This window comes from Nocardia aurantia, assembly GCF_009604425.1.
In the GTDB taxonomy this organism is placed as follows: domain Bacteria; phylum Actinomycetota; class Actinomycetes; order Mycobacteriales; family Mycobacteriaceae; genus Nocardia; species Nocardia aurantia.
This window is the reverse complement of the sequence record NZ_WEGI01000001.1, coordinates 171602-192889: the sequence shown is the minus strand read 5'-3', so window position 1 is coordinate 192889 and position 21288 is coordinate 171602. Positions and strand designations below refer to the sequence as shown.

Genomic DNA, 21288 nt, shown 5'->3' with positions numbered 1-21288 from the left:
CAGTCGAAAACGAGCGGCCACCACCGTCGGGACGACCGGGTAGAGCCCCCTGTCAGGATTGAACTGACGACCTTTCGCTTACAAGGCGAGTGCTCTACCACTGAGCTAAGGAGGCGGGAAAAGCGGGCCAATCATAACCGGGTTACCGGTGGGGCGGGAAAGCCGGAGCTCACGGCACCGGGTGGGTGGGCGCGGATCGGCCGGTTGGTGCGTACGCGAGGGCGTACACACCAACCGGCCGGGAGCGCGCGCGGTATCGGCGCAGTATCTGGATGTTCCGCGATCAGGACTGCGCGGCCTGGCGGGCCGCGTCGTCGGCCGCCATCGCGTCGCGCAGGCTCTTGGGCCGCATGTCGGTCCAATTCTTCTCGACGTACTCGACGCAGGCTGCCCGGCTGTCCTCGCCGAAGACCACTCGCCACCCGGCCGGGACCTCGGCGAAGGCCGGCCACAGCGAGTGCTGCTCTTCGTCGTTGACCAGAACGAAGAAGCGGCCGTCCTCGTCGTCGAAGGGGTTGGTGCTCATCTCACCTCACTGGATACTGGCGATGTGTACGGATACGCGGTCGGGTGTCCGACCTGGGGCGAACCCCGTGACGCGTGTGTCGACCCTAGCAAGCTCAACGTTACGTGGGTCGGGCTCGTCTCGAGCCCGGTTCCGCGGGTCGGGGTTCAGTGCGGACTTGCGAAGTACATCAGCGAGAACTCGAGAAGAAATCCAGCAGAACCTTGTTGACGGCCTCCGGCCGCTCCAGGTAACCGTAGTGGCCCGCGTCGGGAATCTCCTGGTAGCGGGCGCCGGGAATCACCTCGGCGAGTTCCCGGGACAGGTACGCCGGGATCATCCGGTCGTCGGCGAAGCCGATCGCGAGGCACGGCACCCGGATCCCGCGATACGCCTGCAACCGGTCGAAATCGTGGTCCATCCGCCGCTGTGCGCGCACGCCGGGGCCGACCGGGCCGCCGGTGAACTCGAACAGATCCAGCCAGTCCCGGGCGGCGTTCGGCTCGGCGAGCGTCGCCGGGGAGAGATTCATCACGGCGGTGATCGCCGCGTCGTACTTGGCGGGCAGCCGCACACCGCTCGCGTCGAGTTCGTGCTCGCCCTCCGACAGCGTCTTCTGGAACAGGTCCAGGCGGGCGTGACCGGCCAGGAAGACGGCCTTACGGACCAGGTCGGGGCGGGCCAGCGCCAATTCCTGGGCGACCCGGGCGCCCATCGAGGTGCCCGCGACCAGCGCCGGGCCCTCGTCCAGCAGTTCGATCAGGGCCGCGGTGTCGGCGACCATGTCCTCGATGGTGATCCCGGCGGTCGACTCGAACGACGGCGCGATGCCGCGGTTGTCGAAGGTGCACACCCGGTAACCGGCGGCCAGCAGCGCGGGCACCTGGTGCAACTCCCACACCCGGCCCGGACTGCCGGTGCCCATGATCAGCACGACCAGCGGCGCCGCGCCCTTGGTGTCGGTGCCCCGCGCCCTGTCCCCCTTCACCTGATAGTTCAGCGCGATTCCGTTCACCGTGGCCAACGGCATGAGCTTCGGACCCTTTCTGTTACCTTCTGCATTCCCTACCCCACGGTATAGGTTGGCCCGGCTCGGGTGTTTCGCCCGGGCGTTGCGGCCGTTGCAGTTCGGGCGAGGTGTGCCCGAGGCGACAGTACCCAGGTCGCCGCCCGATACCATGGACTCTCGAGAACCGTGACAATCCGAGCTGTGTGATGCACAGCCCGAGCCGAGAGGACACGACGATGGCCGCGAAGGGCGCCAACGACATCGCGGACGACGACCTGGAGCCCCTGGCGGACGAGACCGCCCGGCAGGCCCAGCGCGTGGTGGCCGCCTACGCAACCGACGCCGACGAATGCCGGATGCTGCTGTCGATGCTGGGTATCGCTCCCAGTGGCCGCAACGACTGAACCGTAGGGGTCTCCACCGGAGACTCACCCGAGCACAACTTCAACGCCGCGACGGCCCGGCGACCGGAGGGATCCAGCAGTGGACCAGATGAGCCAATCCCCCACCGACCTATCCTCACCCGGCGAGCGGGAGGACAACTCCCCCGAGTCCGGCGGGCACAGCGGCGCCGGCTCCGGTTTCGTGGTCGTCGCCAACCGTCTGCCGGTCGATCTGGAGCGACTGCCCGACGGCACCAAGCGCTGGAAGCGCAGCCCGGGTGGTCTGGTCACGGCGCTGGAGCCGGTGCTGCGCAACAACAACGGCGCCTGGGTGGGCTGGGCCGGGGTCCCCGACGTCGATGTCGATCCGATCATCGAGGACGGTCTGGAGCTGTATCCGGTGCCGTTGTCGGCCGAGGAGGTCGCCGACTACTACGAGGGCTTCTCCAACGGCACGCTGTGGCCGCTGTACCACGACGTGATCGTGCGGCCGGAGTACCACCGCCGCTGGTGGACCGCCTACGTCGACGTGAACCGGCGCTTCGCCGAGTACACCGCGAAGGTGGCCGCCGAGGGCGCGACGGTGTGGGTGCAGGACTACCAGCTGCAGCTGGTGCCGAAGATGCTGCGCATGCTGCGGCCCGATCTCACCATCGGGTTCTTCCTGCACATCCCGTTCCCGCCGATCGAGCTGTTCCTCCAGATGCCTTGGCGCACAGAGCTGGTCGAGGGTCTGCTCGGCGCCGACCTGATCGGCTTCCACCTGCCCGGTGGCGCGCAGAACTTCTTGTATCTCGCGAGAAGGCTTGCCGGGCAACCGACGTCGCGCGGCACGGTCGGCGTGCGCGCGAAAATGGGTGTGGTACAGGTGGGTTTCCGCACCGTGCGGGTGGGCGCCTTCCCGATCTCGATCGCGTCCGCCGAACTGGACGAGTACTCACGGCGGCGGTCGGTGCGCGAACGCGGCGCGCAGATCCGCGCGGAACTCGGCAATCCCAAGAACATTCTGCTCGGCGTCGACCGGCTCGACTACACCAAGGGCATCGACATCCGGCTCGCCGCGCTGGAGGAGTTGTTGCAGGAGGGCAAGATCGACCCGGCCGAGACGGTGATGGTGCAGCTCGCCACCCCGAGCCGCGAACGCGTCGAGAGCTACATCCAGATGCGCAGCGATATCGAACGCCAGGTCGGCCGGATCAACGGTGAATTCTCCCGTGTCGGTTACCCGTTCGTGCACTATCTGCATCGGCCGATCCCGCGCGAGGAACTGGTGTCGTTCTTCGTCGCCGCGGACGTGATGCTGGTGACGCCGCTGCGCGACGGGATGAATCTGGTCGCCAAGGAGTACGTGGCCTGCCACAGCGGCCTCAACGGCGCGCTGGTGCTCAGCGAATTCACCGGCGCCGCAGCGGAATTACGGCAGTCCTACCTGTGCAACCCGCACGATCTGGAGAGCGTCAAGGAAGCGATCCTGCACGCCATCGGCGACGACGCGGACACCCGCCGACGCCGGATGCGCGCACTGCGCCGGCAGGTCCTCGCCCACGACGTGGACCGCTGGGCCCGCGCCTTCCTGGAGGCGCTGGCGCAGGACCGGGTCGCCGGCAGCGCGCTCCTCACCGACGACGAAGCAGACTAGATCGGATCGATCTTGGCGACCAGCCATTGGCCGGCGTCCTTGTCCAGGCTGACCCGCACTCGGGTGCTCAGGACCGAGCCCTGAGGTGAATCCTTGCTGGTGAGAACCTGATTCAGGTATGCCAGTACCACCGCGTGCGAACGGTCGGTGGAGATCACGCCGGCCGCCTCGGCGGTGGCTCGCACGGTCAGATCCTTCTGTTTCGCCGCGGGGGCGATGTCGTTCTTGATCAGGATCAGGTAGTCGTGCCGGAAGTCGGAGGTGAGATTGTTTGCCGCCTTGGGCAATTCGTTGTCGACGGACTTGTAGTCGTAGGTGAAGATCGCCTCCAGCGTGCGCTGCGTGGCGGTGACGGAGGCGGCACGGGCCCGCTCGGCCTGCCGATCCGACCAGAATCGATAGCCGGTGAATCCGGATGCCGCGACCGCGGCGACGAACAGGACTACCGCCGTGACCGCCAGGACGATCCGTTTCGTTCCGAGGTTCATGCCACGAACTCCACTTCCGAGGCGGTGACGGCGCCGCTGTCGTCACGGGTGACGGTGACCCGGAACCGGTAGGTGCGCTGGCTCGGTTCGGCCGATCCGGCGTTGGTGAGGGTCTGGGTCGCCGCGACCAGCACCCGTGCGGTGCCGGCGTCGTCGCTCTCCAGCGCGGCGTCGACGATCTCGCCGTGTGCCTTCACCTTGGCCTGCTGCACGACCTTCGCGTACGCGTCCTTCTGCGAGGAGTACTCGGCCTTCAGCTGCCCGGAGGCCACCGACAGCACCCGGTCGATATCCGCGGCGGCGGTGTCGTCCTTGATGTTGGTGAGGTTGAGGATGGCCTGCTTCGCGGTCTGCACATATTCGGTACGCCGCTCGGCCATCGCGTCGGCGTGCCGCTGGTGATAGACGAAGACGCCGCCGGCTCCCACCAGCAGCACCAGCGACAGCACCGCCACCACCGTGGCGGCCCAGCCGAGCACTCCGAGATTCCGCCGGACGCTGTGGGTATCGGCGGTAGGATCCGCCGTGGCCGGGACGTCGGCAGGCCGGGCCTGAGTCAGGTCGACATAGGTCCACGACGATTCGGTCTCATCGGGGACGTCCTGCGCCTGCACGGCCGCGGCCGAACCGCCGACCGGTCGGTGCGCGACGCCGTCCTCCGCGCCGGCCGCCGTCGGAGCCCCCGGTGCCGGAACGCGATCGGGCTCGGAAAAACTTGCGGCCGCCATCGTCCGGCCGGCGAGGGCCGGCTCCGAAATGCCGGACGCCGAAGCCCGAACGGGTCCGGAAGAACTCGCGGCCGCCGCCGTCCGGCCGACCACGGTCGGCTCCGAGGTGCCGGACGGCGAGATTCGATCGGGTCCGGAGGAGGCCGTGGCTGTCACCGGCCGGTCGGAGGCGGCTGGTCCCGGCCGGTCGGAGGCACGGGCGGCAGCGGCAGGCGCGGGGTCGGTCGTCTCGGCCGGCGGCGCTACCGCACCGGTGACCGAGGTGGTCGCGGCGGAATCGGGCACCGCGCCCGGGGCGGACCCGTTCGCGGGAGCGTTGCCGGGCGCGTCCACCGGGGGCCCGGCCCGGCGGCTCGCGCGCCGTCTGGTTCGTTCGCTGTTCGTTCTGCTGTCGCTCATCGCAGTGGCTCCTCGAACATCGCCTGCCAGGTGGACGGTACTCTCCCGGATCCGTCGGGACCGACGTCACCTTGGTGATAGGTGCGGCCGTCGGGACCCACGAAGGTCCCGCTCGCCGGGTCCCGGGAGGTGGACACGGCCGCCGGGTGCGTCTGCCCGGGATCGCCGGACTGTCCGTCCGGCGGCGGCGCGCCCGCCGTGGCCGGCGCCCGGAACGGCGGGTTGTCGCCCTCGGGTACGTAGCCCTGCGGGTCGTGGCACAGCTCCGGGGTCGGTGCCCGCTTGCCGGGCACGTCCGCGCACGGGGTGTTGCGGATACCGCGCACCGCCTCCTTGGCGTCCTGCGGCACCTTGCAGTACAGATCGCCCTGGATGTCGGGGTGGTCGAGCGCGGTCGGGGCGCGCCACTGGTCGGTGGGCAGGAAGCCGGTCATGCAGCCGGGCGGATCGTTGAGGCCGAGCATGAAGTCGACCACCGCGCCGTATTCGGCCGGCCCGCGGATCACGGTCAGCAGCGCGGCGATCAGCGGCGGGTAGATCACCAGAATCTGTTCCAGCCCGGCGTGATACGTGACGCCGACCTGACCGACGCTGACCATGTTCGACAACAGCAGCGGCAGTGTGGGCTTCAGCTGCTGGAAGGTGGAGCTCACCTTCTGCGCCGCCGACGGGGTACGTTCCAGCAGTTGCGCCAGCGCCGGATCGTGTTGGCGCAGTTGGTCGGTCACGGTCGCGAGGTTCTGTGTCCAGGACCGGATCGAATCCGCGGATCGGTTCTGGGTGTCCAGCAGCGGTCCGATCCGCTCCAGCAGATCCTTGGTCTGGCCCGTGTTCGCCTGGGCCTCCTGCACCAGCAGCGACGCCGAGTCGATGAACTTCTGCAGATCCGGTCCGGCCCCGTTGAAGGCGACGAAGGCGTCGTCGATCACCTCGCGCAGTTTGGTGTCGGCGACGCTGGTCAGTAGCCGATCGGCCTGGTCCAGCATCGCGCCGACGTCCTGCGGCAGGCGGGTGCGCCCGACGTCGATCACCGAACCGTCGCGCAAATTACCGCCCTGGGGATGGTCGGCGGGCACCAGATCCACGTACTGCTCGCCGATCGCGGAGACGCTGCGCACGTAGGCGTCGCTGTCGGCGGGCACCTGGTAGTCGCTGTCGATGGACAGCACCGCGTCCACCCCGGACGGGGTGAGCCGGACGTCGGTCACCTTGCCGATGTTGGTGCCGCGGTACGCGACGTTGGCGCTCGGGTACAGCCCCCCGGTCGCGGTCAGCCGCACGGTCACCCCGTAGCGGCCGATACCGAACATCGCCGGCAGATGGACGTAGGTGCCCGCCATCACGAGCAGGCCGACCAGGGTGAGCACCGAGAAGATGATCAGCTGGTTGCGTACGAACCGGGTGAGCTTCATCGATCCGTCCCCCCTCCGGTCGCGTCGGGAGCCTGGCCCGATCCCGGAACCTGTTGCGGTGGTACGGAATCGGTGGCCGGCGGTGCCGGTGCGGAATCCGGCGCCGGCGGCGCGGGCACGGTGAGCCCGGGGATGGCGGGCAGGCCCGGGATCGGCGGCAGCCCGGGGATGGCGGGCGCCGGCGCGGGAGCCGGTGGCGGCGCCTGCAACGGCCCGGTCATCGGGTCGCCCTTGCCCTCCGCGGTACCGGCGAGGGAACCGAGCGCGCCCTCGACGCCGCCGAAGCGGCCGCCGAGCGCGGTGCCGGTGAGGAAGTTGGAATCCAGCCGCGCACCCGTGATGTCCACGGTCATCAGCAGATTCAGGTAGTCGCCCTTCAGCGCCCGATCGAGGTTCTTCAACGGGAACGGGAAGGTGAGCAGGATCTGCAGCGAGTCGGCCAGTTTGGTGCCGGTGTCGGCCAGCGACTGCAACGCGGGCCGCAGGTGCGCGAGATCGGCGGTGAGGTTCGCGCCGGAGTTCGCGATGATCCGCTGCACCACATCGCTCAGATCGCCCAGCGCGGTGAGGGTTTTCGTGACGTTCTCGCGGCGGTCGGCGAGTACGGTCAGCGCCGGGTGGATCTGCGTGATCGCGGTGGTCAGGTCGTCGCGCTGCCGGGCCAGGACACCGGCGAACCGGTCCAGTCCGCTCATGGCCGCGATGATGTCGGCGGTCTGCTGATTCAACGTCGAGGTGAGCGTGGACAACTGGGGCAGCAGATCGCGGATGTCGTCCTGCCGCCCGTGGAAGGTGGCGTCCAGCTCGTGGGTGATGGTCTCCAGCTGCGAGATACCGCCGCCGTTGAGCACCACCGACAGCGAGGACAGCACCTGTTCGGTGGTCGGATAGTCGCCAGCCCGCTCCAGCGGGATCACGTCACCGTTGTGCAATTTTCCTTGCGGGGGAACGTCTTTCGGGACCGCGAGCTCGACGTGGTTGCTGCCCAGCAGGCTGGTCTGGCCGATCCGCGCGGTGGCGTTCTCCGGCAGTTGCACATTCTTGTCCAGGCTCACGGTGACCAGCGCGTGCCAGCCCTCGACGGTGATGTCGGTGACCGTGCCGACGGTGACGTCGTCCACCTTCACCGGCGAATTGCGGGTCAGCGTCGTGACATTCGGCATCTGGATGCGCACCTGCCAGGACCCTTCGCCGGTTCCGGCGGCGCCCGGCATCGGCAGCGTGTTCAGCCCGTCCCACTGACAGCCGGTCGCGGTCAGCAGCACCGCGAGGCCGATCACGGCCCCCGCCAGCCGGATTCGAGTGTTCATCGCGCCCCTCCCGGAATCACGAGGCCCAGGAAGTCCGTCGGCACCGAGACCGGCGCGGCCGGCGGTTCGTTCTGCGCCCGCACCCGGTCGGCCAGATCGGGCGTGCTGTAGGTGAGCTGGTCCGGGAACGCGCCCTGTCCGGAGGCCGGATTCACCAGCAGCGGTGGATAGTTCATCATCAGCGACTGGATCACCGGGGCCAGGTATTGCCGGCACAGCGCACCGGACCGATCGGAGTCGTGGTTCTCGATGCCCTCGATCGCGCCGCAGAGGAAGGCGAACGGGTTCGCGGCGTTGACGCCGACCACCGCACCGGTCAGCGAACCCTGTGCGGGCTTGTAGATCTGGTAGAAGTTCGCCAGCGCCGTGGGGCCCGCGTGCAGCACCCGCGCCAGATCGTCGCGCTTGTCCGCGAGCACCTGGGTGGCGTCGGCCAGGCGCTGCACGCTCTCGGTCAGTTGCCCGCCGCGCTCGTCCAGGAACCGCTTCACATCCGCCACCGCGGAATCCAGATTGTCCAGTCCCGCACCGAGATCCGTGGAGACCCCGGCGAGCACCGAGGACACCGAGGACAATCGGCCGCCGAACTGCACGATCTGGTCGTTGCTCTTGGACAGCACGTCCACGAACTGTTGCAAGTTGCGCAGGGTGCCGAACAGGTCGGTCCGCCCGTCCGAGAGGGTGCTCAGCGTGCTGGACAGTTCGCGCAGGGTATCGCGCAGCGCCTGCGCGTTGCCGTCGGCGAGATTGTCGGCGGCGGTGTTCACGAACCGGCCGAAGGATCCCTGCTGATCCTGGCCGATCGGGCCCAATGCCTGGGAGAGCTTGGACAGTTCGGCCTTGATGTCGTCCCATTCCACCGGCACCGCGGTGCGCTCGATCGGAATCTCGGCGTGGTCGCGCAGTTTCGGGCCGCCGGTGTAGGCGGGGGCGAGCTGGATGAACCGCGCCGACACCAGCGAGGGCGAGATGATCACCGCGCGCGCGTCGGCCGGAAGGTCGACGCCGCGATCCACGGTGAGCCTCACCGTGGCACGGTCACGGCCCGGCCGGATCGAGTCGATCCGCCCGACCTGCACCCCGAGCACCCGGATCTGGTCACCGGCGTACAACCCGTTGGTGCTCGGAAAGTACGCGGTGACATGCTTTTTCCCGATATCGGCGAGCACACCGTAGACGCCCCAGCCGACCAGCGCGACGACCACCACCGCGGCGGCGATCCGCACCCAGCGCGGCAGCCGCCCCAGCCGCGAATCCCGCACCCTGCTGACCATGCTCATCGCGGCGGCTCCTGGATCGACGGGCCGACCGACAGCGGCGGGTGATTGATGTAGTCGTTCAACGACTCCGGCACGTGATCCGGCCACACCAGCGCGTCGACCAGCACCCGCAGCGTGAGACTGGTCGCGTTGGACACGTACGCCTGGAAGTACGGCCCGCTGCCGACCTGTTCGCCCAGCGCGGCCGCGAACGGCCCGAGCGAGTCGAGCGCCTTGCCGAGGTTGTCCTTGTTCCGCTGCAACAGGGCCAGCACCGAATTCAGTTTGTCCAGAGTGGGTTTCAGCGACGCCTCGTTGTCGGCGACGAACCCGCTCAGCTGCTGGGCCAGGCCGTTCACGTTCACGATCAGCTGGCTGAGCGCGGTCCGGCGGGCGTTGAGCTCGCCGAGCAGATCGTTGCCGTCCAGCAGCAGCGCGTTGATCTGGTCCGAGCGGCTCGCCAGCACCTTGGTGACGTCCTGTGCGTGCGCGAGTAGTTCGGTCAGCGCCTTGTCGCGGGCGTTGAGGCTGCGCGACAGGGCGGTCACGCCGTCCAGCGCGCCGCGCAGCGGGGCGGGGGTGTCGGCGAAAGCGCCGGACAGCGCGTCCAGGGTCTGGTTGACCCGGTCGGTGTCCAGGCCCTTGACCGTGCCGGCCAGATCGCCCAGCGCGTCGTTCAGCGAATATGGAGAAGTGGTGCGCGCCAAGGGAATCGGATCGTCACCGCGGATCATGCCGTCGCCGGTCGGGGCCACCTCGAGGGATTTGCGGCCGAGCACGGTGTTGGTCTTGATGGCGGCGGTGGTCTGCTTGCCCAGCACGATCGAGTCGTCCAGGCTGAAGGTCACCAGCACCTTCGCGCCGTCCAGTTTCACCTGTTCGACCCGGCCCGAGCGCACCCCCGCGACCTGGACCGGATCTCCGGACATCAGCCCGCCGGCGTCGGCGAAGTACGCGGAGTGCTCGGCGCCCGAGCGGATGAAGGGCAACCGATCGAACTGCAGGGCCGACAGCGAGACGGTCGCCGCGATCACGACACCGATGACGCCGACGGTGGCCAGGGTGGAACGCTGCTCGCTCACTGGTCGGAACACCTCCCGGTGGTCTGTAAACCGGGCAGGTTCACATGCAGGGGCTTGCCGTCGGGACCGTCGATCAGGAAGTTGGTGCCGCAGACGTACATGTTGAGGAACGACCCGTAGGAGCCGATGCGCACCAGCTTCTTGTAAGTGTCGGGCAACTTGTCCAGCACCCACTGCACGTCGGCGGAGCGCTCGTCGAGGTTGCCCGACAACCGGCCCAGCTGATCGAAGTCGGCCTGCAGATCCGGCCGCGCGACCTGCAGCAGCCCGGCGAGATCGCCGGTCGCGCCGGACAGCCGCGGCAACGCCGCCCCGATCGGATCCTTGTCCGCCGCCAGCCCGCTGACCAGCCGCCGCAGTTCGGTCAGGGTGGTGTCGAATTCCTTGTCGCGATCGTCCAGGGTCGCGAGCACCGTCTTCAGATTGTCGATGACGCTGCCGATCAGCGCGTCCCGGTCGGCGAGGGTCTTCGCGAACGAGCCGGAGCTGTTCAGCAGCGCGACCAGCGTGCCGCCCTGCCCCTGGAACACCTGCAACAGCGCGCTGGTCAGGTCGTTGACCTGGGCCGGATCCAGCCCGCGCAGCAGCGGTTTGAAGCCGCCGAGCAGCAGGTCCAGATCCAGGGCCGGCTTGGTCCGGTCGACGCCGAGGGTGCCGCCGGAGGCCATGGCCTGCGTGGTGCCCGGCCCCTCCAGCAACTCCAGATACCGGTCGCCGACCAGATTCTCGTAGCGGATGGTGGCGTGGGTGCTGGTGTACAGCCGGTACTGGTGGTCGACGTCGAAGTCGACGTGCGCGAGATGATCCTTGCCCACCGAGACCCGGGTCACCGAGCCCACCGGCACCCCCGCGATGCGCACCTTGGCGCCGGGCAGCATCCCGGACGAACTGGTGAACACGGCGTGGTAGCCGGTCTCGCGGGCGAACCGCATCTGGCTGAAGATCACCCCCAGCAGGGCCAGCACGAGCAGCATCACCAGGGTGAAGATTCCGAGCTTCACGGTGCTGGCGTGCGGTTTGAACCTCATGGGTTGGGCACCCCCGGCAGTCCGGCGAACAGCAACTGGAACACCCTGGCCCCGTTGGAATGCGAGTCCAGGCTGGGCGTCCACACCTCACCCTGCGAGGTGTCGGTGACCAGGTAGTCGGAGTGACTGCCGGGCACCCGGTCGAGGATGCCCTCGCAGTGCGGGCCGCCGGTGGCGTTCACCTTGGGTAGATCCTTCGGATACTTGTACGGTTCGCCACCCGGCATGAAGCTGGCGTTGAGATTCACCCAGGGGCCCTGCCCGCCGAAGACCTCGTTGGCCACCGGCAGCGCGTCGGCGACGCCGACGACCAGGCAGTACAGCTCCGGGCTGTACTCGTCGAGCAGTTCGCTGGTGGGCCGCAACAGGTCCAGCGCGGTGACGAGTTGATTCTCGTTGTCGCGCAACACCGATCCGGTGGTGTCGGCCAGCCCGATCACGTTCAGCAGCACCGCGTCCAGATCGTCCTGGTGCCGCACCAGCGTCCCGCCGGTCACCGCCGCGTTGCCGGTGGTGCGCAGCAGGTCCGGGGCGGTGTCGGCGTACAGGTTCGTGACCGGGACCGAGGTCTGCAGGTCCCGTTGCAGGTCCGGCAGGCTCGGATTGATGTCGCGCAGATAGTGATCGGAGTCGGCCAGCAGCCGGCCCAGTTCGTCGCCGCGGCCCTGCAGGGCGGTGCCGAGGGCGGTCAGCGTCGCATTCAGCTTCTCCGGCTGCACCTTCGCCAGCACATCGCTCAGATGCTGGAACAGCGTGTTGAATTCGACGGTCACGGCCTGCGCGGCGACGGTGGCGCCGGGCCGCAGGTGGTCCGCCGAGGGCTGTTCCGGCACCGCGAAATTCACGTACTTCGCGCCGAACACGGTGGTGGAGCGGATGTCCACGGTGGCGTTGGCGGGGACCAGCGTCAACTCGTGCGGATCGATGGCCAGCCGCAATCGCGCCTGGTCACCGGCGTACGAGATCGACTGCACGCGGCCGATTTCCACGCCCCGGATCTTGACCTTGGCATCCGGGTCGAGCACCAGCCCGGCGCGCGGGGTGTCGATGTACACCGCCTCCGTCGAGGTGAATCCGCCGGCGAACATCGTCAGCGCGACCGCGACGATCGCGACCAGCGCCAGGACCATGCCCAGCCCGGCCAGTTTCACGCCCCACCCGGCTCCGAAAACCTTTCCGGCGCCGTCCTTTTCGACCAATTTGTTCGCCGCCATGCCTACCCCGAGAGATGGAAGTTGCCGGAGGTGCCGTAGATGGCCAGCGAGACCAGCAGGGTCACCGTCACCACCGCGACCAGCGACGCGCGCACCGCGTTGCCGACCGCGACGCCGACGCCGACCGGACCGCCGGTGGCGTGGTAGCCGTAGTAGGTGTGGATCAGCATGACCGCGAGGGCCATGAAGATCGCCTGCACGAACGACCAGAGGATGTCGCTGGGAATCAGGAATGTCGTGAAGTAGTGGTCGTAGACGCCGGCGGACTGGTGGTAGATGTCGACGGTCGCGAACCGGCTGGCGACGAAGGACGCGATCACGGCCAGCGCGTACAGCGGGACGATCGCGATCATGCCCGCCAGCACCCGGGTGCCGATCAGGAAGGGCACCGGCCGGATCGCCATGGACTCCAGCGCGTCGATCTCCTCGGCCACCCGCATCGCGCCGAGTTGCGCGGTGGCGCCCGCGCCGATGGTGGCGGCCAGGCCGATCCCGGAGATCACCGGCGCCGCGATGCGGACGTTGATGAAGGCGGCGAAGAAGCCGGTCAGCGCCTCGACGCCGATGTTGCCCAGCGAGCTGTAGCCCTGCACCGCGATGGTGCCGCCGGCGAACAGGGTCAGGAAGCCGACGACCACCACCGTGCCGCCGATCACCGCCAGCGCGCCGGTACCCATGCTGATCTCGGCGATGAGCCGGATGGTCTCGGAGCGGTAGTGGATCAGCGCGCGCGGCACGGAGGCCAGCGACTTCGCGTAGAACTGTGCGTGTCTTCCGACACCGTCGAGAGAGTCGGACATCCTACGCACTCGTCGTACCGTACGCGGGAACCTGGATTCGATCACGAAGGCCATACCGTCACCGCGCTGTGAACTTGATCCCGACGGCGGTGACCACGACATTGACCACGAACAGGGCCATGAAGGAGAACACCACCGTTTGATTGACCGCGTCGCCGACGCTCTTGGGCCCGCCCCTGACGTTCAGGCCCAGATAGCAGGCCATCAGGCCGGCGACCAGACCGAACAGCGTGGCCTTCACCTCCGAGATGACGAGCTCGGGCAGATGCGTCAGCAACGTGATCCCGTTCACGAACGCGCCGGGGTTGACGCCCTGCAGGAAGACCGAGAACAGGAATCCGCCGAGGATGCCGATCGTGGAGACCAGCCCGTTCAGCAGCGCGGCGACGAACATCGAGGCGAGCACCCGGGGCACCACCAGCCGGTGGACCGGGTCGATGCCGAGCACCCGCATCGCGTCGATCTCCTCGCGGATGGTGCGGGCGCCGAGGTCCGCGCAGATCGCGGTGGCGCCCGCGCCGGCCACGATGAGCACCGTCACGATCGGCCCGACCTGGGTGATCGAGCCGAATGCCGCACCCGCGCCGGACAGATCGGCCGCGCCGATCTCCCGCAGCAGGATGTTGAGCGTGAAGCTCACCAGCACGGTGAACGGGATCGCCACCAGCAGAGTCGGAACGATGGAGACCCGGGCGACGAACCATGCCTGGTCGATGAATTCGCGTCGCTGGAAGGGGCGCCGGACGGCCGCGCGGGCCACGTCGGCGGTGAGTTCGAAGAACCCGCCGACCGCTCGTAACGGGACGGCAAGGACCTCGTTCATTCCGCGATTCCTCCTTGCCGTGCCTGCGCAACGTTGCGCATCGAACCCCAGCAGCGGGCCGCTCCGAAGAGTTACTGCCCCGCCCCGCCTCCACAATTAGAACACGTTCACCGCGCTATGTGGAGGCAAATTCTCGTTTTTGAGCTGTTCTTTTCTTGCTATCTCGGCGCGATGGACTGGAACAGGTTCATACGGCGTACAGTATGCCGTTCGGAAACCGCGCGCGTCATCGACCCCCATGTCTACCAAGGAGCCGAGCGCCGATCAACCGTCTTTCGGTGGAGAACCGCCGACGTACGACGGCGGAGAAATTCCTCAGAGACCGAGTGCGGCCGCCGCGGAAAACATCTGTTCGGCAGGCCGTTCGGCGAAGTGCGCACCGAGCGCGCCGGCCAGCTCCGCGGTGGAGAACTGCGGGCCGTCCGCCTCGAACCACCGTTCCACCCGAGGCGCGGCCATCAGCGCGACGGTCGAGCCGTAGACGACGAAGACCTGGCCGTTGATCGCGTCGGCGGCCGGTGCGGCCAGGTAGGCGACCAGCCGGGCCACGTGATCGGGCGACAACGGATCGACCTCGTCGTCCGGCGCGGGCGCGAAGACCTGCTCGGTCATCGCCGTCCGGGCGCGGGGGCAGATGGCGTTGGCCCGCACGCCGAGCCGGGCCAGTCCGCGCGCCGCCGACACGGTCAGCTGTGCGATTCCGGCTTTCGCGGCGGCATAGTTGGCCTGTCCGGGCGAACCGGTCAAACCGGCCTCGGAGGCGGTGTTGATCAATCGCCCGTACACCGGAGAACCCGATTCTTTGGACTTGCCGCGCCAGTACGCGGCGGCATTGCGCGACAACAGAAAATGCCCGCGCAGATGGACCGCGACGACCGCGTCCCAATCCTCGTCGGACATATTAAAAAGCATTCGATCCCTCGTAATTCCGGCGTTGTTGACGACGATATCGACGCCGCCGAACGTTTCGTCCGCCGCCGAGATCAATGCATCGGCCGTGGCACGTTCCGCCACGCTGCCGGGTACGAATTCCGCCTTGGCCCCGAGCTCCCGGATCGCGGCCACGGTGGCCGCGGTGGTCTCGGTCTCGGCCAGGTCGTTGACGACGACCGCGGCGCCCGCGCGAGCCAGTGCGAGCGCCTCCGCCCGCCCCAGGCCCGCACCGGCCCCGGTCACGATTGCCACTCGACCGGAGAGGTCCACGTCATGCTCGCTCACGAGCCCGACTCTAGAACGTGTTTCAGTTAACGGCAAGGGCCGTTCACTCGAGCCGCAATGCCGCCTTCGGGCACTGGGCGACCGCCTCGCGAACCGCCTCGAGGCGGTCGTCGGGCACGTCGGAGACGTTGACGTTCAGATAGTCCTGATCGTCGAGTTCGAAGATGTCCGGGGCGATTCCGACGCAGATGCCGTTCGCCTCGCACTGATCGAAGTCCACGATGAGCTTCATTGATGACTCCTTTGCCGCTGGTGACGCAAGCCTACAAGCCCGGTTCGGCCCGAGACGGCCCATCGCGCCGAACCACTCCCTCATACTGGAACATGTTCCAGTCCTTGTGCAATGATCGGCGCAACGACCACCGAAGACGAGGTGACCCCATGCGGATCGCGTACAACCAGCAGCAGGAGCAACTTCGCGCCGAACTGCGCGAGTACTTCGCGCGGCTGATCACGCCGGAGCGCCGGGCCGCGCTGTCCGCGCAGACCGGCGAGTACGGCACCGGCAACGTCTACCGCGAGGTCGTCCGCGACATGGGACGGGCCGGCTGGCTCGCGCTGGGCTGGCCGAAGGAGTTCGGCGGCCAGGACCGCCCGATGCTCGACATGCTGATCTTCGCCGACGAGGCCGCGATCGCGGGCGCCCCGGTGCCGTTCCTGACCATCAACTCGGTGGCGCCGACGATCATGCACTACGGCAGCCCGGAACAGAAGAAATTCTTCCTGCCGAAGATCGCGGCCGGCGAGCTGCACTTCTCCATCGGGTATTCCGAACCCGGCGCCGGCACCGACCTCGCGAGCCTGCGCACCGCCGCCGTGCGCGACGGCGACGACTGGATCATCAACGGCCAGAAGATGTGGACCAGCCTCATCCCCTACGCCGACTACATCTGGCTGGCCGCCCGCACCGATCCGACGGCCAAGAAGCACAAGGGCATCAGCATGTTCATCGTGCCGGCCACCGCCGAGGGCTTCTCCTGGACGCCGGTGCACACCATGGCCGGGGTCGACACCAGCGCCACCTACTACCAGGACGTGCGGGTCCCCGCGACCGCGCTGGTCGGCCCCGAGAACGGCGGCTGGCCGCTGGTGACCAACCAGCTCAACCACGAACGGGTGGCACTGACCTCGGCGGGCTCGCTGCAACTGGCCCTGTCCCAGACCCTGGACTGGGCCAGGGGAACCCGTGACGCCCACGGCGCGCGGGTGATCGACAGCGAATGGGTGCGGATCAATCTGGCCCGGGTGCACGCCAAGGTCGAATACCTGAAGCTGCTGAACTGGGAGATCGCCTCGGCCGCATCCGCGGGCAGTGCCGAAACCGGCGCCGCGGGCAGTGCCGAGAAGGCCGGTCCCCGGCCGTGGGACGCCTCCACCTGCAAGGTTCTCGGCACCGAACTCGCCACGGAGGCATACCGATTGCTGATGGAGGTGCTCGGCCCGCAGGCGTACCTCCGCCAGGACTCGCCGGGCGCGCTGCTGCGCGGACGACTGGAACGGATGCACCGCTCCTGCCTGATCCTCACCTTCGGCGGCGGCACCAACGAGGTGCAGCGCGACATCATCGCCATGACCGCCCTGCGCCAGCCCGCCGCAGCCCGCTAGTTCCGAAAGCCAGGTAATCACAATGGATTTCACGCAGACCGAAGCACAGCAGGATCTCACCCGGCTGACCGGTGAGGTGTGCGGCAAACTCGTCACCGCCGACCGCCTGCGCGAACTCGACCACGCCCCCGCTCGTTTCGACGAACCGCTGTGGCGATCACTGGCCGAGACCGGAGTGCTGGCCTCGGCGCTGCCGGAGTCCCTGGGCGGCAGCGATTTCGGCGTACTCGAGCAGACCGCGATCCTCCGCGAGCTCGGCCGCCACGTCGCCGCCGTGCCGTACCTGTGGTCGATCGCCCTCGGCGCCGCCGCCCTGGCCCGCTTCGGCTCGCCGGCCCAGACCGAGCTGGCCGCGAAAGCGGCTGCGGGCGAGACGATTCTCACCGTCGCCCTGGCCGAGGAACGAAACTGGGATCCGGCGCGGCCGACCACCCTGGCCGTGGCCGACGCCGGCCACTGGCTGCTCACGGGCACGAAGACCGCGGTTCCGTTCGCCGCACACGCCTCCCGAATCCTCGTGCCCGCCAGCGTCTCCGGCACGTCCGGCACCGGGACCGCGCTGTTCCTGGTCGATCCCGGCGCCCCCGGCGTCCGGGCGGCGGAACAACAGGTGGTGGACAAGACCCCCGAGTCGGAACTCGAATTCGACTCGGCCCCAGCGGAATTGGTCGGCACGCTGGATTCCGGCGCGCTCGCCTGGCTGCTGGACCGGGCCTGGCTCGGCCTGGCCGCCCAGCAACTCGGCACGGTCGAGCGCGCCCTGGAACTGGTCGCCGACTACGCCCGCGAACGCGAGCAGTTCGGTCGCAAGATCGGCAGCTTCCAGGCGGTCGCCCAGCGCCTCGCCGACGGCTACATCGACGTCCAGGGCCTGCGCCTGGCCGTGACCCAGGCCGCCTGGCGGCTGTCCGAGGACCTCGACGCCACCGCCGAGATCCACACCGCCAAGTTCTGGGCCGCCGACGCCGGCCACCGGGTGGCCCACACCGCCGTCCACGTACACGGCGGCGTCGGCATCGACCGCGACCACATCGTGCACAACTACTTCATCGCCGCCAAGCACAACGAGTTCGCCCTCGGCGGAGCCACCGACCACCTGCGCGCCCTCGGCGCCCTCCTCGCCCGCGACTGAACCACCCCGCCGGACGCCGCTCGCGGCGGTGCCCGTGCCCGGCCCGCCAACGCGGTCGCTCCGGCGCAGCAGACCGGATGACCCGGACGCCCTGCCGCCCGGCACCCCTCCGGGCGGCGAGATGCCGCGGATGTCCGACACGACCGTCGTCCATGGCCGCGGCCGGGCGAATCGTCGGCCCGCCCGGTCCGCGATCGTCCGCACCCGCGCGCATTCCCGCGCTCCGGCGGACGCCCAGGCCGACGCGAAGATGAGACCTTCGGGTCTGCTGTGAACGGTCGCTGGGACCCCGCGAGACCGCGCAGTCGTGTGATGCTGGTAGCCATGACGACTCTGACGAGCTCCCCCGCGGCCGACGTCCTCGCCCGCATGCAGGCCGATGTCGACCAGCAGCGCGAGGCCATGCGGGCCCGCTGGGAGAACCGGCAGGCCGATCAGGGGCGACGCCCCGAGCCGGAGAACTGGCAGACCTTCTTCGAGGAGGACGCCAAGGACCTCTACCTCGCGGTCCGTCCGGAGACCGCGAAGTTGCTGTACATCCTGGCCCGCACCCGGCATGCCAAGACCGTGGTGGAGTTCGGCACCTCCTTCGGCCTGTCCACCCTGTGCCTGGCCTCGGCGGTCCGGGACAACGGCGGCGGCCGCGTGATCGGCACCGAATTCGTCGAGTCGAAGGCCCAGACCGCCCTCGCCTCGCTGGCCGAGGCCCAACTGGACGATCTGGTGGAGATCCGCCTCGGCGACGCCATGGAAACCCTGGCCCGCGACGTGCCCCCCAACGTCGACATCCTGTTCCTGGACGGCGCCAAGCACATGTACCTGGACATCGTGCAACTGCTCGAGCCCCGCCTCGCCCCCGGCGCCCTCGTCATCGCCGACAACTCCGACTCCAGCCCGGAACTGCTGGAATACCTGCGCGGCAACAGCGGCTACCTCTCCTCCGCCACCCAGCCCAGCGTGGAGGTGGCCTTCCGCATCGGCTGATGCGAAGCGTTCCCGCCCCACCCCGCCGGCGCTCGCCGCGCGGCCGCGCATTCGACGACAGCCCGGCGGCCGCGCGCCGCATCCACTGCCCGCATCGAAGCCACCTACAAGATCGCGGCCCTGACCGGACCGTCCCAGCCGAGCCGGTTCGGCCCGAAGGTATCTCACTACCGTTCACGTCGGTCCGATCCTGCGCACATCGCTCGATTCCGGAAGCCGTTGCCACCGAGAGATTTCGATCGCCGTACCCCGAGCATCGCGCGAAAGGGACCGAGCTGCCCGGAAACACAAGCGCTCTCGATACCGAGCCCGGGTCGCGAATCAGCTCGGCCGAACTATCCCGTCGCCAATGGTTGTGCACGGGTGAGGATTTCGTCGACGGTCTGATCGACGGTGAGGTCCGAGCTGTCGAGCCAGAGGCCCAGGCGAGGCGTGTCGCGGCGAAGGCCGGTGTCGAGATCTTCGACGCTGAAGGCCCCGTACGCACGTTTGCGCCGCCCCGCCTCGCGCCGGGCCACCACTTCCGGACGCGGCACCAGCACCACGACCCGCAGCGGACGGGTCCGGATATGGCCGACCAGATACGGCAACATCGCGCCGAGCACCACATCCTGCAAGACCGCGGTGAAGCCGGCGGCGGCATAGTCGTCGGCAGCCCGCGCCGCGAGCCGATGCCGCAGCCGCAACTGATCCAGCGCCTCGGCGGACGGCTCGGGCGACATCTCCGTGCGCCCACCGATCACGAAGCGCCGGAACACATCTCCGCGTACATGGACCGAGCGCGGCAGCCGCTCGGCCAGCGCCTGAGCCACGGTCGACTTACCGGACGCCTGGATTCCGGTGATCAGGTAGACGCCGTCGCGGGGATCGGACATGCGGATCACGGTATAGCGGCGGTCCGCCGGCGGACACCGCACCGATGAGTTCCGGACGGTTGAACCGTCGATATACCTGTCCGTACTGTTCCCCGGCCCGAGAGGACTCGGAGATGCCGAGCACGATGATCTTCCTCAACCTACCGGTGGCCGATCTGGAGCGGTCGAAGGCTTTCTACGAGCGGCTGGGCTGGAAGATCGATCAGGAGTTCACCGACGATGCCGCCGCCTGTGTGGTGATCGACGACAACATCAGCGTGATGTTGTTGTCGCAGAACTTCTTCCACAACTTCGCTCAGCGGCCGCGTGCGATCACCACCGCGACGGTGGGGGCGGTCTACGCGCTGGCGCTCGGCAGTATGCACGCGGTCGACACCCTGGTCTCCGCCGCCGTGGCCGCCGGCGCGGTCGAGGAACTGCACCCGGACCGCCGGCTTCAGGAAATGGCGATCGGCATGTACGGCCGCACCTTCCTCGACCCGGATGGCCACCAGTGGGAAGCGTTCTGGATGCGCGGGCAGTGACAACCGGCGAGCGTTCTAGCCAATCCCGAACGCACCGAGGGCCGTCGTCATCTTCATGACCAGACGACCGGGCGTCTTCTGCACCGGGATGAAGCTGTACTTCTTGTAGAAGTTGAACGCCGCCTCGTCGATGGCATCGACCACGATCAGCCGACCGCCGGATACCTGAGCGGCTCCGATGATCTTCGAAACAGCGTCGATGAGCAGATCGGTCCCGTATCCCCGACCCTGTATCGAACTGTCGAGAGCGAACTTGGCCAGCAGGAACGCCGGTACGGACTGCATCCCTCCCGCCGCGCCGCTGGAAAGACCGTCTTCGGCGCGGTTGACCGAAGTCGGTGCTATCGCGTAGTACGCCTTGACCGCAGTCGGGTCGTCATCGAACAACCAGACATAGGTCCGGCTGGTCATCCCCTTGTCCGCGGAGAGCGCTTTGATCTGCAACCATTTGTTCAAAACCTCATTGCCACAGTCGAACTGCGACACATCGTGCTCCCCGGTGAGCCGGGTCGAGATCGGCGCGTTCACCTGCGGACGAACCTCCGGCCGCGTGCCACGGCCTCGGCCAGCGCGGGCGCTTCATCGGCGATGTCCAGCGATCTGATCATCTCGTCGAACTGCTCCGCCGGCATCATGGTCCGGCTGGACAGCGCGAGGACCTGGTCGGCACGCTGCATCGCCGCCTTACGCACAAAGTCGGTCAGTGTCTCGCCGACGACTCCGGCCGCCGCTTCGATCTGGTTGCGCCCCTCTTCGGCCAGCCTGATCTCGAATCTCCCTGTTTTGATGTCGCTCATCGCGTGACCTCACTTCGGGTGCCGTTCGGCACACCACCGAATGTACGGCTACTGTCCGTACAACGCTAGCGACT

General features: G+C 68.3%; 24 protein-coding genes and 1 tRNA gene. 7 read left to right on the top strand and 18 right to left on the bottom strand.

Annotated features, from left to right (window positions below):
* Positions 1-43 precede the first annotated feature (43 nt).
* The 3 genes from NRB56_RS00955 to NRB56_RS00945 form a co-directional block, all read right to left on the bottom strand.
* A tRNA-Thr gene (locus NRB56_RS00955) sits at positions 44-115 on the bottom strand.
* Positions 116-283: 168 nt separating this feature from the next.
* Positions 284-526, bottom strand: a complete 243-nt coding sequence (locus NRB56_RS00950; protein ID WP_019931522.1) for an MbtH family protein — start codon at positions 524-526, stop codon at positions 284-286.
* Between the two features lie 169 nt (positions 527-695).
* The gene (locus NRB56_RS00945) at positions 696-1535 is read right to left on the bottom strand and encodes an alpha/beta fold hydrolase (protein ID WP_153338588.1); all 840 of its coding nucleotides are present in this window, start codon (positions 1533-1535) and stop codon (positions 696-698) included.
* A 215-nt stretch (positions 1536-1750) separates the two neighbouring features.
* Here NRB56_RS00945 and NRB56_RS38190 point away from each other — a divergent pair, with 215 nt between their 5' ends.
* Together NRB56_RS38190 and NRB56_RS00940 are read left to right on the top strand one after the other, a co-directional pair.
* Complete coding sequence (locus tag NRB56_RS38190; protein ID WP_194290685.1) at positions 1751-1918, top strand: hypothetical protein; 168 nt, start codon at positions 1751-1753, stop codon at positions 1916-1918.
* 88 nt (positions 1919-2006) lie between these two features.
* Positions 2007-3536 carry an alpha,alpha-trehalose-phosphate synthase (UDP-forming) gene (locus NRB56_RS00940; RefSeq protein ID WP_153338966.1) on the top strand — a complete coding sequence of 510 codons (1530 nt, stop codon included), beginning with the start codon at positions 2007-2009 and terminating at the stop codon, positions 3534-3536.
* Here the strand turns inward: NRB56_RS00940 and NRB56_RS00935 are convergent.
* The 12 genes from NRB56_RS00935 to NRB56_RS00880 form a co-directional block, all read right to left on the bottom strand.
* The gene (locus NRB56_RS00935) at positions 3533-4024 is read right to left on the bottom strand and encodes a h domain protein (RefSeq protein WP_153338587.1); all 492 of its coding nucleotides are present in this window, start codon (positions 4022-4024) and stop codon (positions 3533-3535) included. The two genes, NRB56_RS00940 and NRB56_RS00935, sit on opposite strands and share 4 nt — an antisense overlap.
* The gene (locus NRB56_RS00930; protein ID WP_153338586.1) at positions 4021-5151 is read right to left on the bottom strand and encodes a hypothetical protein; all 1131 of its coding nucleotides are present in this window, start codon (positions 5149-5151) and stop codon (positions 4021-4023) included. Before NRB56_RS00930 ends, NRB56_RS00935 begins: the two co-directional genes overlap by 4 nt.
* The gene (locus NRB56_RS00925) at positions 5148-6563 is read right to left on the bottom strand and encodes an MCE family protein (protein ID WP_153338585.1); all 1416 of its coding nucleotides are present in this window, start codon (positions 6561-6563) and stop codon (positions 5148-5150) included. Before NRB56_RS00925 ends, NRB56_RS00930 begins: the two co-directional genes overlap by 4 nt.
* On the bottom strand, positions 6560-7873 hold the full coding sequence (locus NRB56_RS00920) for an MCE family protein (RefSeq protein ID WP_227837041.1): 1314 nt from the start codon (positions 7871-7873) through the stop codon (positions 6560-6562). Before NRB56_RS00920 ends, NRB56_RS00925 begins: the two co-directional genes overlap by 4 nt.
* Positions 7870-9153, bottom strand: coding sequence for an MCE family protein (locus NRB56_RS00915; protein WP_153338584.1), 1284 nt, complete (start codon positions 9151-9153; stop codon positions 7870-7872). The genes NRB56_RS00920 and NRB56_RS00915 overlap by 4 nt, the downstream gene beginning before the upstream one ends.
* Positions 9150-10214, bottom strand: a complete 1065-nt coding sequence (locus NRB56_RS00910; protein ID WP_319942382.1) for an MCE family protein — start codon at positions 10212-10214, stop codon at positions 9150-9152. Before NRB56_RS00910 ends, NRB56_RS00915 begins: the two co-directional genes overlap by 4 nt.
* Positions 10211-11242, bottom strand: a complete 1032-nt coding sequence (locus tag NRB56_RS00905) for an MCE family protein (RefSeq protein WP_153338583.1) — start codon at positions 11240-11242, stop codon at positions 10211-10213. Before NRB56_RS00905 ends, NRB56_RS00910 begins: the two co-directional genes overlap by 4 nt.
* On the bottom strand, positions 11239-12456 hold the full coding sequence (locus NRB56_RS00900) for an MCE family protein (protein WP_406603419.1): 1218 nt from the start codon (positions 12454-12456) through the stop codon (positions 11239-11241). The genes NRB56_RS00905 and NRB56_RS00900 overlap by 4 nt, the downstream gene beginning before the upstream one ends.
* A 2-nt stretch (positions 12457-12458) precedes the next feature.
* A complete protein-coding gene (locus NRB56_RS00895) occupies positions 12459-13310 on the bottom strand; it encodes an MlaE family ABC transporter permease (RefSeq protein WP_153338582.1) in 852 nt (283 codons plus the stop codon).
* Positions 13311-13314: 4 nt separating this feature from the next.
* Entirely contained in the window at positions 13315-14079 is a 765-nt protein-coding gene (locus NRB56_RS00890) for an MlaE family ABC transporter permease (RefSeq protein ID WP_153338581.1), read from the bottom strand.
* Between the two features lie 315 nt (positions 14080-14394).
* Positions 14395-15297, bottom strand: a complete 903-nt coding sequence (locus tag NRB56_RS00885; RefSeq protein WP_319942381.1) for a 3-oxoacyl-ACP reductase — start codon at positions 15295-15297, stop codon at positions 14395-14397.
* A gap of 43 nt (positions 15298-15340) precedes the next feature.
* The gene (locus NRB56_RS00880; RefSeq protein WP_153338579.1) at positions 15341-15529 is read right to left on the bottom strand and encodes a ferredoxin; all 189 of its coding nucleotides are present in this window, start codon (positions 15527-15529) and stop codon (positions 15341-15343) included.
* A gap of 149 nt (positions 15530-15678) precedes the next feature.
* Here NRB56_RS00880 and NRB56_RS00875 point away from each other — a divergent pair, with 149 nt between their 5' ends.
* The 4 genes from NRB56_RS00875 to NRB56_RS00860 all read left to right on the top strand — a co-directional run bounded on the left by NRB56_RS00875 (position 15679) and on the right by NRB56_RS00860 (position 19018).
* Positions 15679-16902: an acyl-CoA dehydrogenase family protein gene (locus NRB56_RS00875; RefSeq protein WP_153338578.1), complete on the top strand. Its 1224-nt coding sequence runs from the start codon at positions 15679-15681 to the stop codon at positions 16900-16902.
* A gap of 22 nt (positions 16903-16924) precedes the next feature.
* Positions 16925-18034: an acyl-CoA dehydrogenase family protein gene (locus NRB56_RS00870; RefSeq protein WP_153338577.1), complete on the top strand. Its 1110-nt coding sequence runs from the start codon at positions 16925-16927 to the stop codon at positions 18032-18034.
* A 130-nt stretch (positions 18035-18164) separates the two neighbouring features.
* Positions 18165-18308: a hypothetical protein gene (locus NRB56_RS00865; RefSeq protein ID WP_153338576.1), complete on the top strand. Its 144-nt coding sequence runs from the start codon at positions 18165-18167 to the stop codon at positions 18306-18308.
* Between the two features lie 50 nt (positions 18309-18358).
* Positions 18359-19018 carry an O-methyltransferase gene (locus NRB56_RS00860; RefSeq protein ID WP_153338575.1) on the top strand — a complete coding sequence of 220 codons (660 nt, stop codon included), beginning with the start codon at positions 18359-18361 and terminating at the stop codon, positions 19016-19018.
* A 335-nt stretch (positions 19019-19353) separates the two neighbouring features.
* On the opposite strand, the gene NRB56_RS00855 is transcribed toward NRB56_RS00860, so the two are convergent.
* Positions 19354-19893 (bottom strand): AAA family ATPase, encoded by a 540-nt coding sequence (locus NRB56_RS00855; protein ID WP_153338574.1) that lies wholly within the window; start codon positions 19891-19893, stop codon positions 19354-19356.
* Between the two features lie 113 nt (positions 19894-20006).
* On the opposite strand from NRB56_RS00855, the gene NRB56_RS00850 reads away from it, so the two are divergent.
* Positions 20007-20417: a VOC family protein gene (locus NRB56_RS00850; protein WP_153338573.1), complete on the top strand. Its 411-nt coding sequence runs from the start codon at positions 20007-20009 to the stop codon at positions 20415-20417.
* 15 nt (positions 20418-20432) lie between these two features.
* On the opposite strand, the gene NRB56_RS00845 is transcribed toward NRB56_RS00850, so the two are convergent.
* Positions 20433-20945, bottom strand: a complete 513-nt coding sequence (locus NRB56_RS00845) for an N-acetyltransferase (protein ID WP_194290684.1) — start codon at positions 20943-20945, stop codon at positions 20433-20435.
* Complete coding sequence (locus tag NRB56_RS00840) at positions 20942-21214, bottom strand: type II toxin-antitoxin system TacA family antitoxin (protein ID WP_153338572.1); 273 nt, start codon at positions 21212-21214, stop codon at positions 20942-20944. Before NRB56_RS00840 ends, NRB56_RS00845 begins: the two co-directional genes overlap by 4 nt.
* Between the last annotated feature and the right edge of the window lie 74 nt (positions 21215-21288).

What these genes read in the sequence shown, in the direction of transcription:
- NRB56_RS00950 (WP_019931522.1), bottom strand. Translation starts at nt 526, where the DNA reads ATGAGCACCAACCCCTTCGACGACGAGGACGGCCGCTTCTTCGTTCTG.
- NRB56_RS00945 (WP_153338588.1), bottom strand. Translation starts at nt 1,535, where the DNA reads ATGCCGTTGGCCACGGTGAACGGAATCGCGCTGAACTATCAGGTGAAG.
- NRB56_RS38190 (WP_194290685.1), top strand. Translation starts at nt 1,751, where the DNA reads ATGGCCGCGAAGGGCGCCAACGACATCGCGGACGACGACCTGGAGCCC.
- NRB56_RS00940 (WP_153338966.1), top strand. Translation starts at nt 2,007, where the DNA reads ATGAGCCAATCCCCCACCGACCTATCCTCACCCGGCGAGCGGGAGGAC.
- NRB56_RS00935 (WP_153338587.1), bottom strand. Translation starts at nt 4,024, where the DNA reads ATGAACCTCGGAACGAAACGGATCGTCCTGGCGGTCACGGCGGTAGTC.
- NRB56_RS00930 (WP_153338586.1), bottom strand. Translation starts at nt 5,151, where the DNA reads ATGAGCGACAGCAGAACGAACAGCGAACGAACCAGACGGCGCGCGAGC.
- NRB56_RS00925 (WP_153338585.1), bottom strand. Translation starts at nt 6,563, where the DNA reads ATGAAGCTCACCCGGTTCGTACGCAACCAGCTGATCATCTTCTCGGTG.
- NRB56_RS00920 (WP_227837041.1), bottom strand. Translation starts at nt 7,873, where the DNA reads ATGAACACTCGAATCCGGCTGGCGGGGGCCGTGATCGGCCTCGCGGTG.
- NRB56_RS00915 (WP_153338584.1), bottom strand. Translation starts at nt 9,153, where the DNA reads ATGAGCATGGTCAGCAGGGTGCGGGATTCGCGGCTGGGGCGGCTGCCG.
- NRB56_RS00905 (WP_153338583.1), bottom strand. Translation starts at nt 11,242, where the DNA reads ATGAGGTTCAAACCGCACGCCAGCACCGTGAAGCTCGGAATCTTCACC.
- NRB56_RS00900 (WP_406603419.1), bottom strand. Translation starts at nt 12,456, where the DNA reads ATGGCGGCGAACAAATTGGTCGAAAAGGACGGCGCCGGAAAGGTTTTC.
- NRB56_RS00895 (WP_153338582.1), bottom strand. Translation starts at nt 13,310, where the DNA reads ATGGCCTTCGTGATCGAATCCAGGTTCCCGCGTACGGTACGACGAGTG.
- NRB56_RS00890 (WP_153338581.1), bottom strand. Translation starts at nt 14,079, where the DNA reads ATGAACGAGGTCCTTGCCGTCCCGTTACGAGCGGTCGGCGGGTTCTTC.
- NRB56_RS00880 (WP_153338579.1), bottom strand. Translation starts at nt 15,529, where the DNA reads ATGAAGCTCATCGTGGACTTCGATCAGTGCGAGGCGAACGGCATCTGC.
- NRB56_RS00875 (WP_153338578.1), top strand. Translation starts at nt 15,679, where the DNA reads ATGCGGATCGCGTACAACCAGCAGCAGGAGCAACTTCGCGCCGAACTG.
- NRB56_RS00870 (WP_153338577.1), top strand. Translation starts at nt 16,925, where the DNA reads ATGGATTTCACGCAGACCGAAGCACAGCAGGATCTCACCCGGCTGACC.
- NRB56_RS00865 (WP_153338576.1), top strand. Translation starts at nt 18,165, where the DNA reads ATGTCCGACACGACCGTCGTCCATGGCCGCGGCCGGGCGAATCGTCGG.
- NRB56_RS00860 (WP_153338575.1), top strand. Translation starts at nt 18,359, where the DNA reads ATGACGACTCTGACGAGCTCCCCCGCGGCCGACGTCCTCGCCCGCATG.
- NRB56_RS00855 (WP_153338574.1), bottom strand. Translation starts at nt 19,893, where the DNA reads ATGTCCGATCCCCGCGACGGCGTCTACCTGATCACCGGAATCCAGGCG.
- NRB56_RS00850 (WP_153338573.1), top strand. Translation starts at nt 20,007, where the DNA reads ATGCCGAGCACGATGATCTTCCTCAACCTACCGGTGGCCGATCTGGAG.
- NRB56_RS00840 (WP_153338572.1), bottom strand. Translation starts at nt 21,214, where the DNA reads ATGAGCGACATCAAAACAGGGAGATTCGAGATCAGGCTGGCCGAAGAG.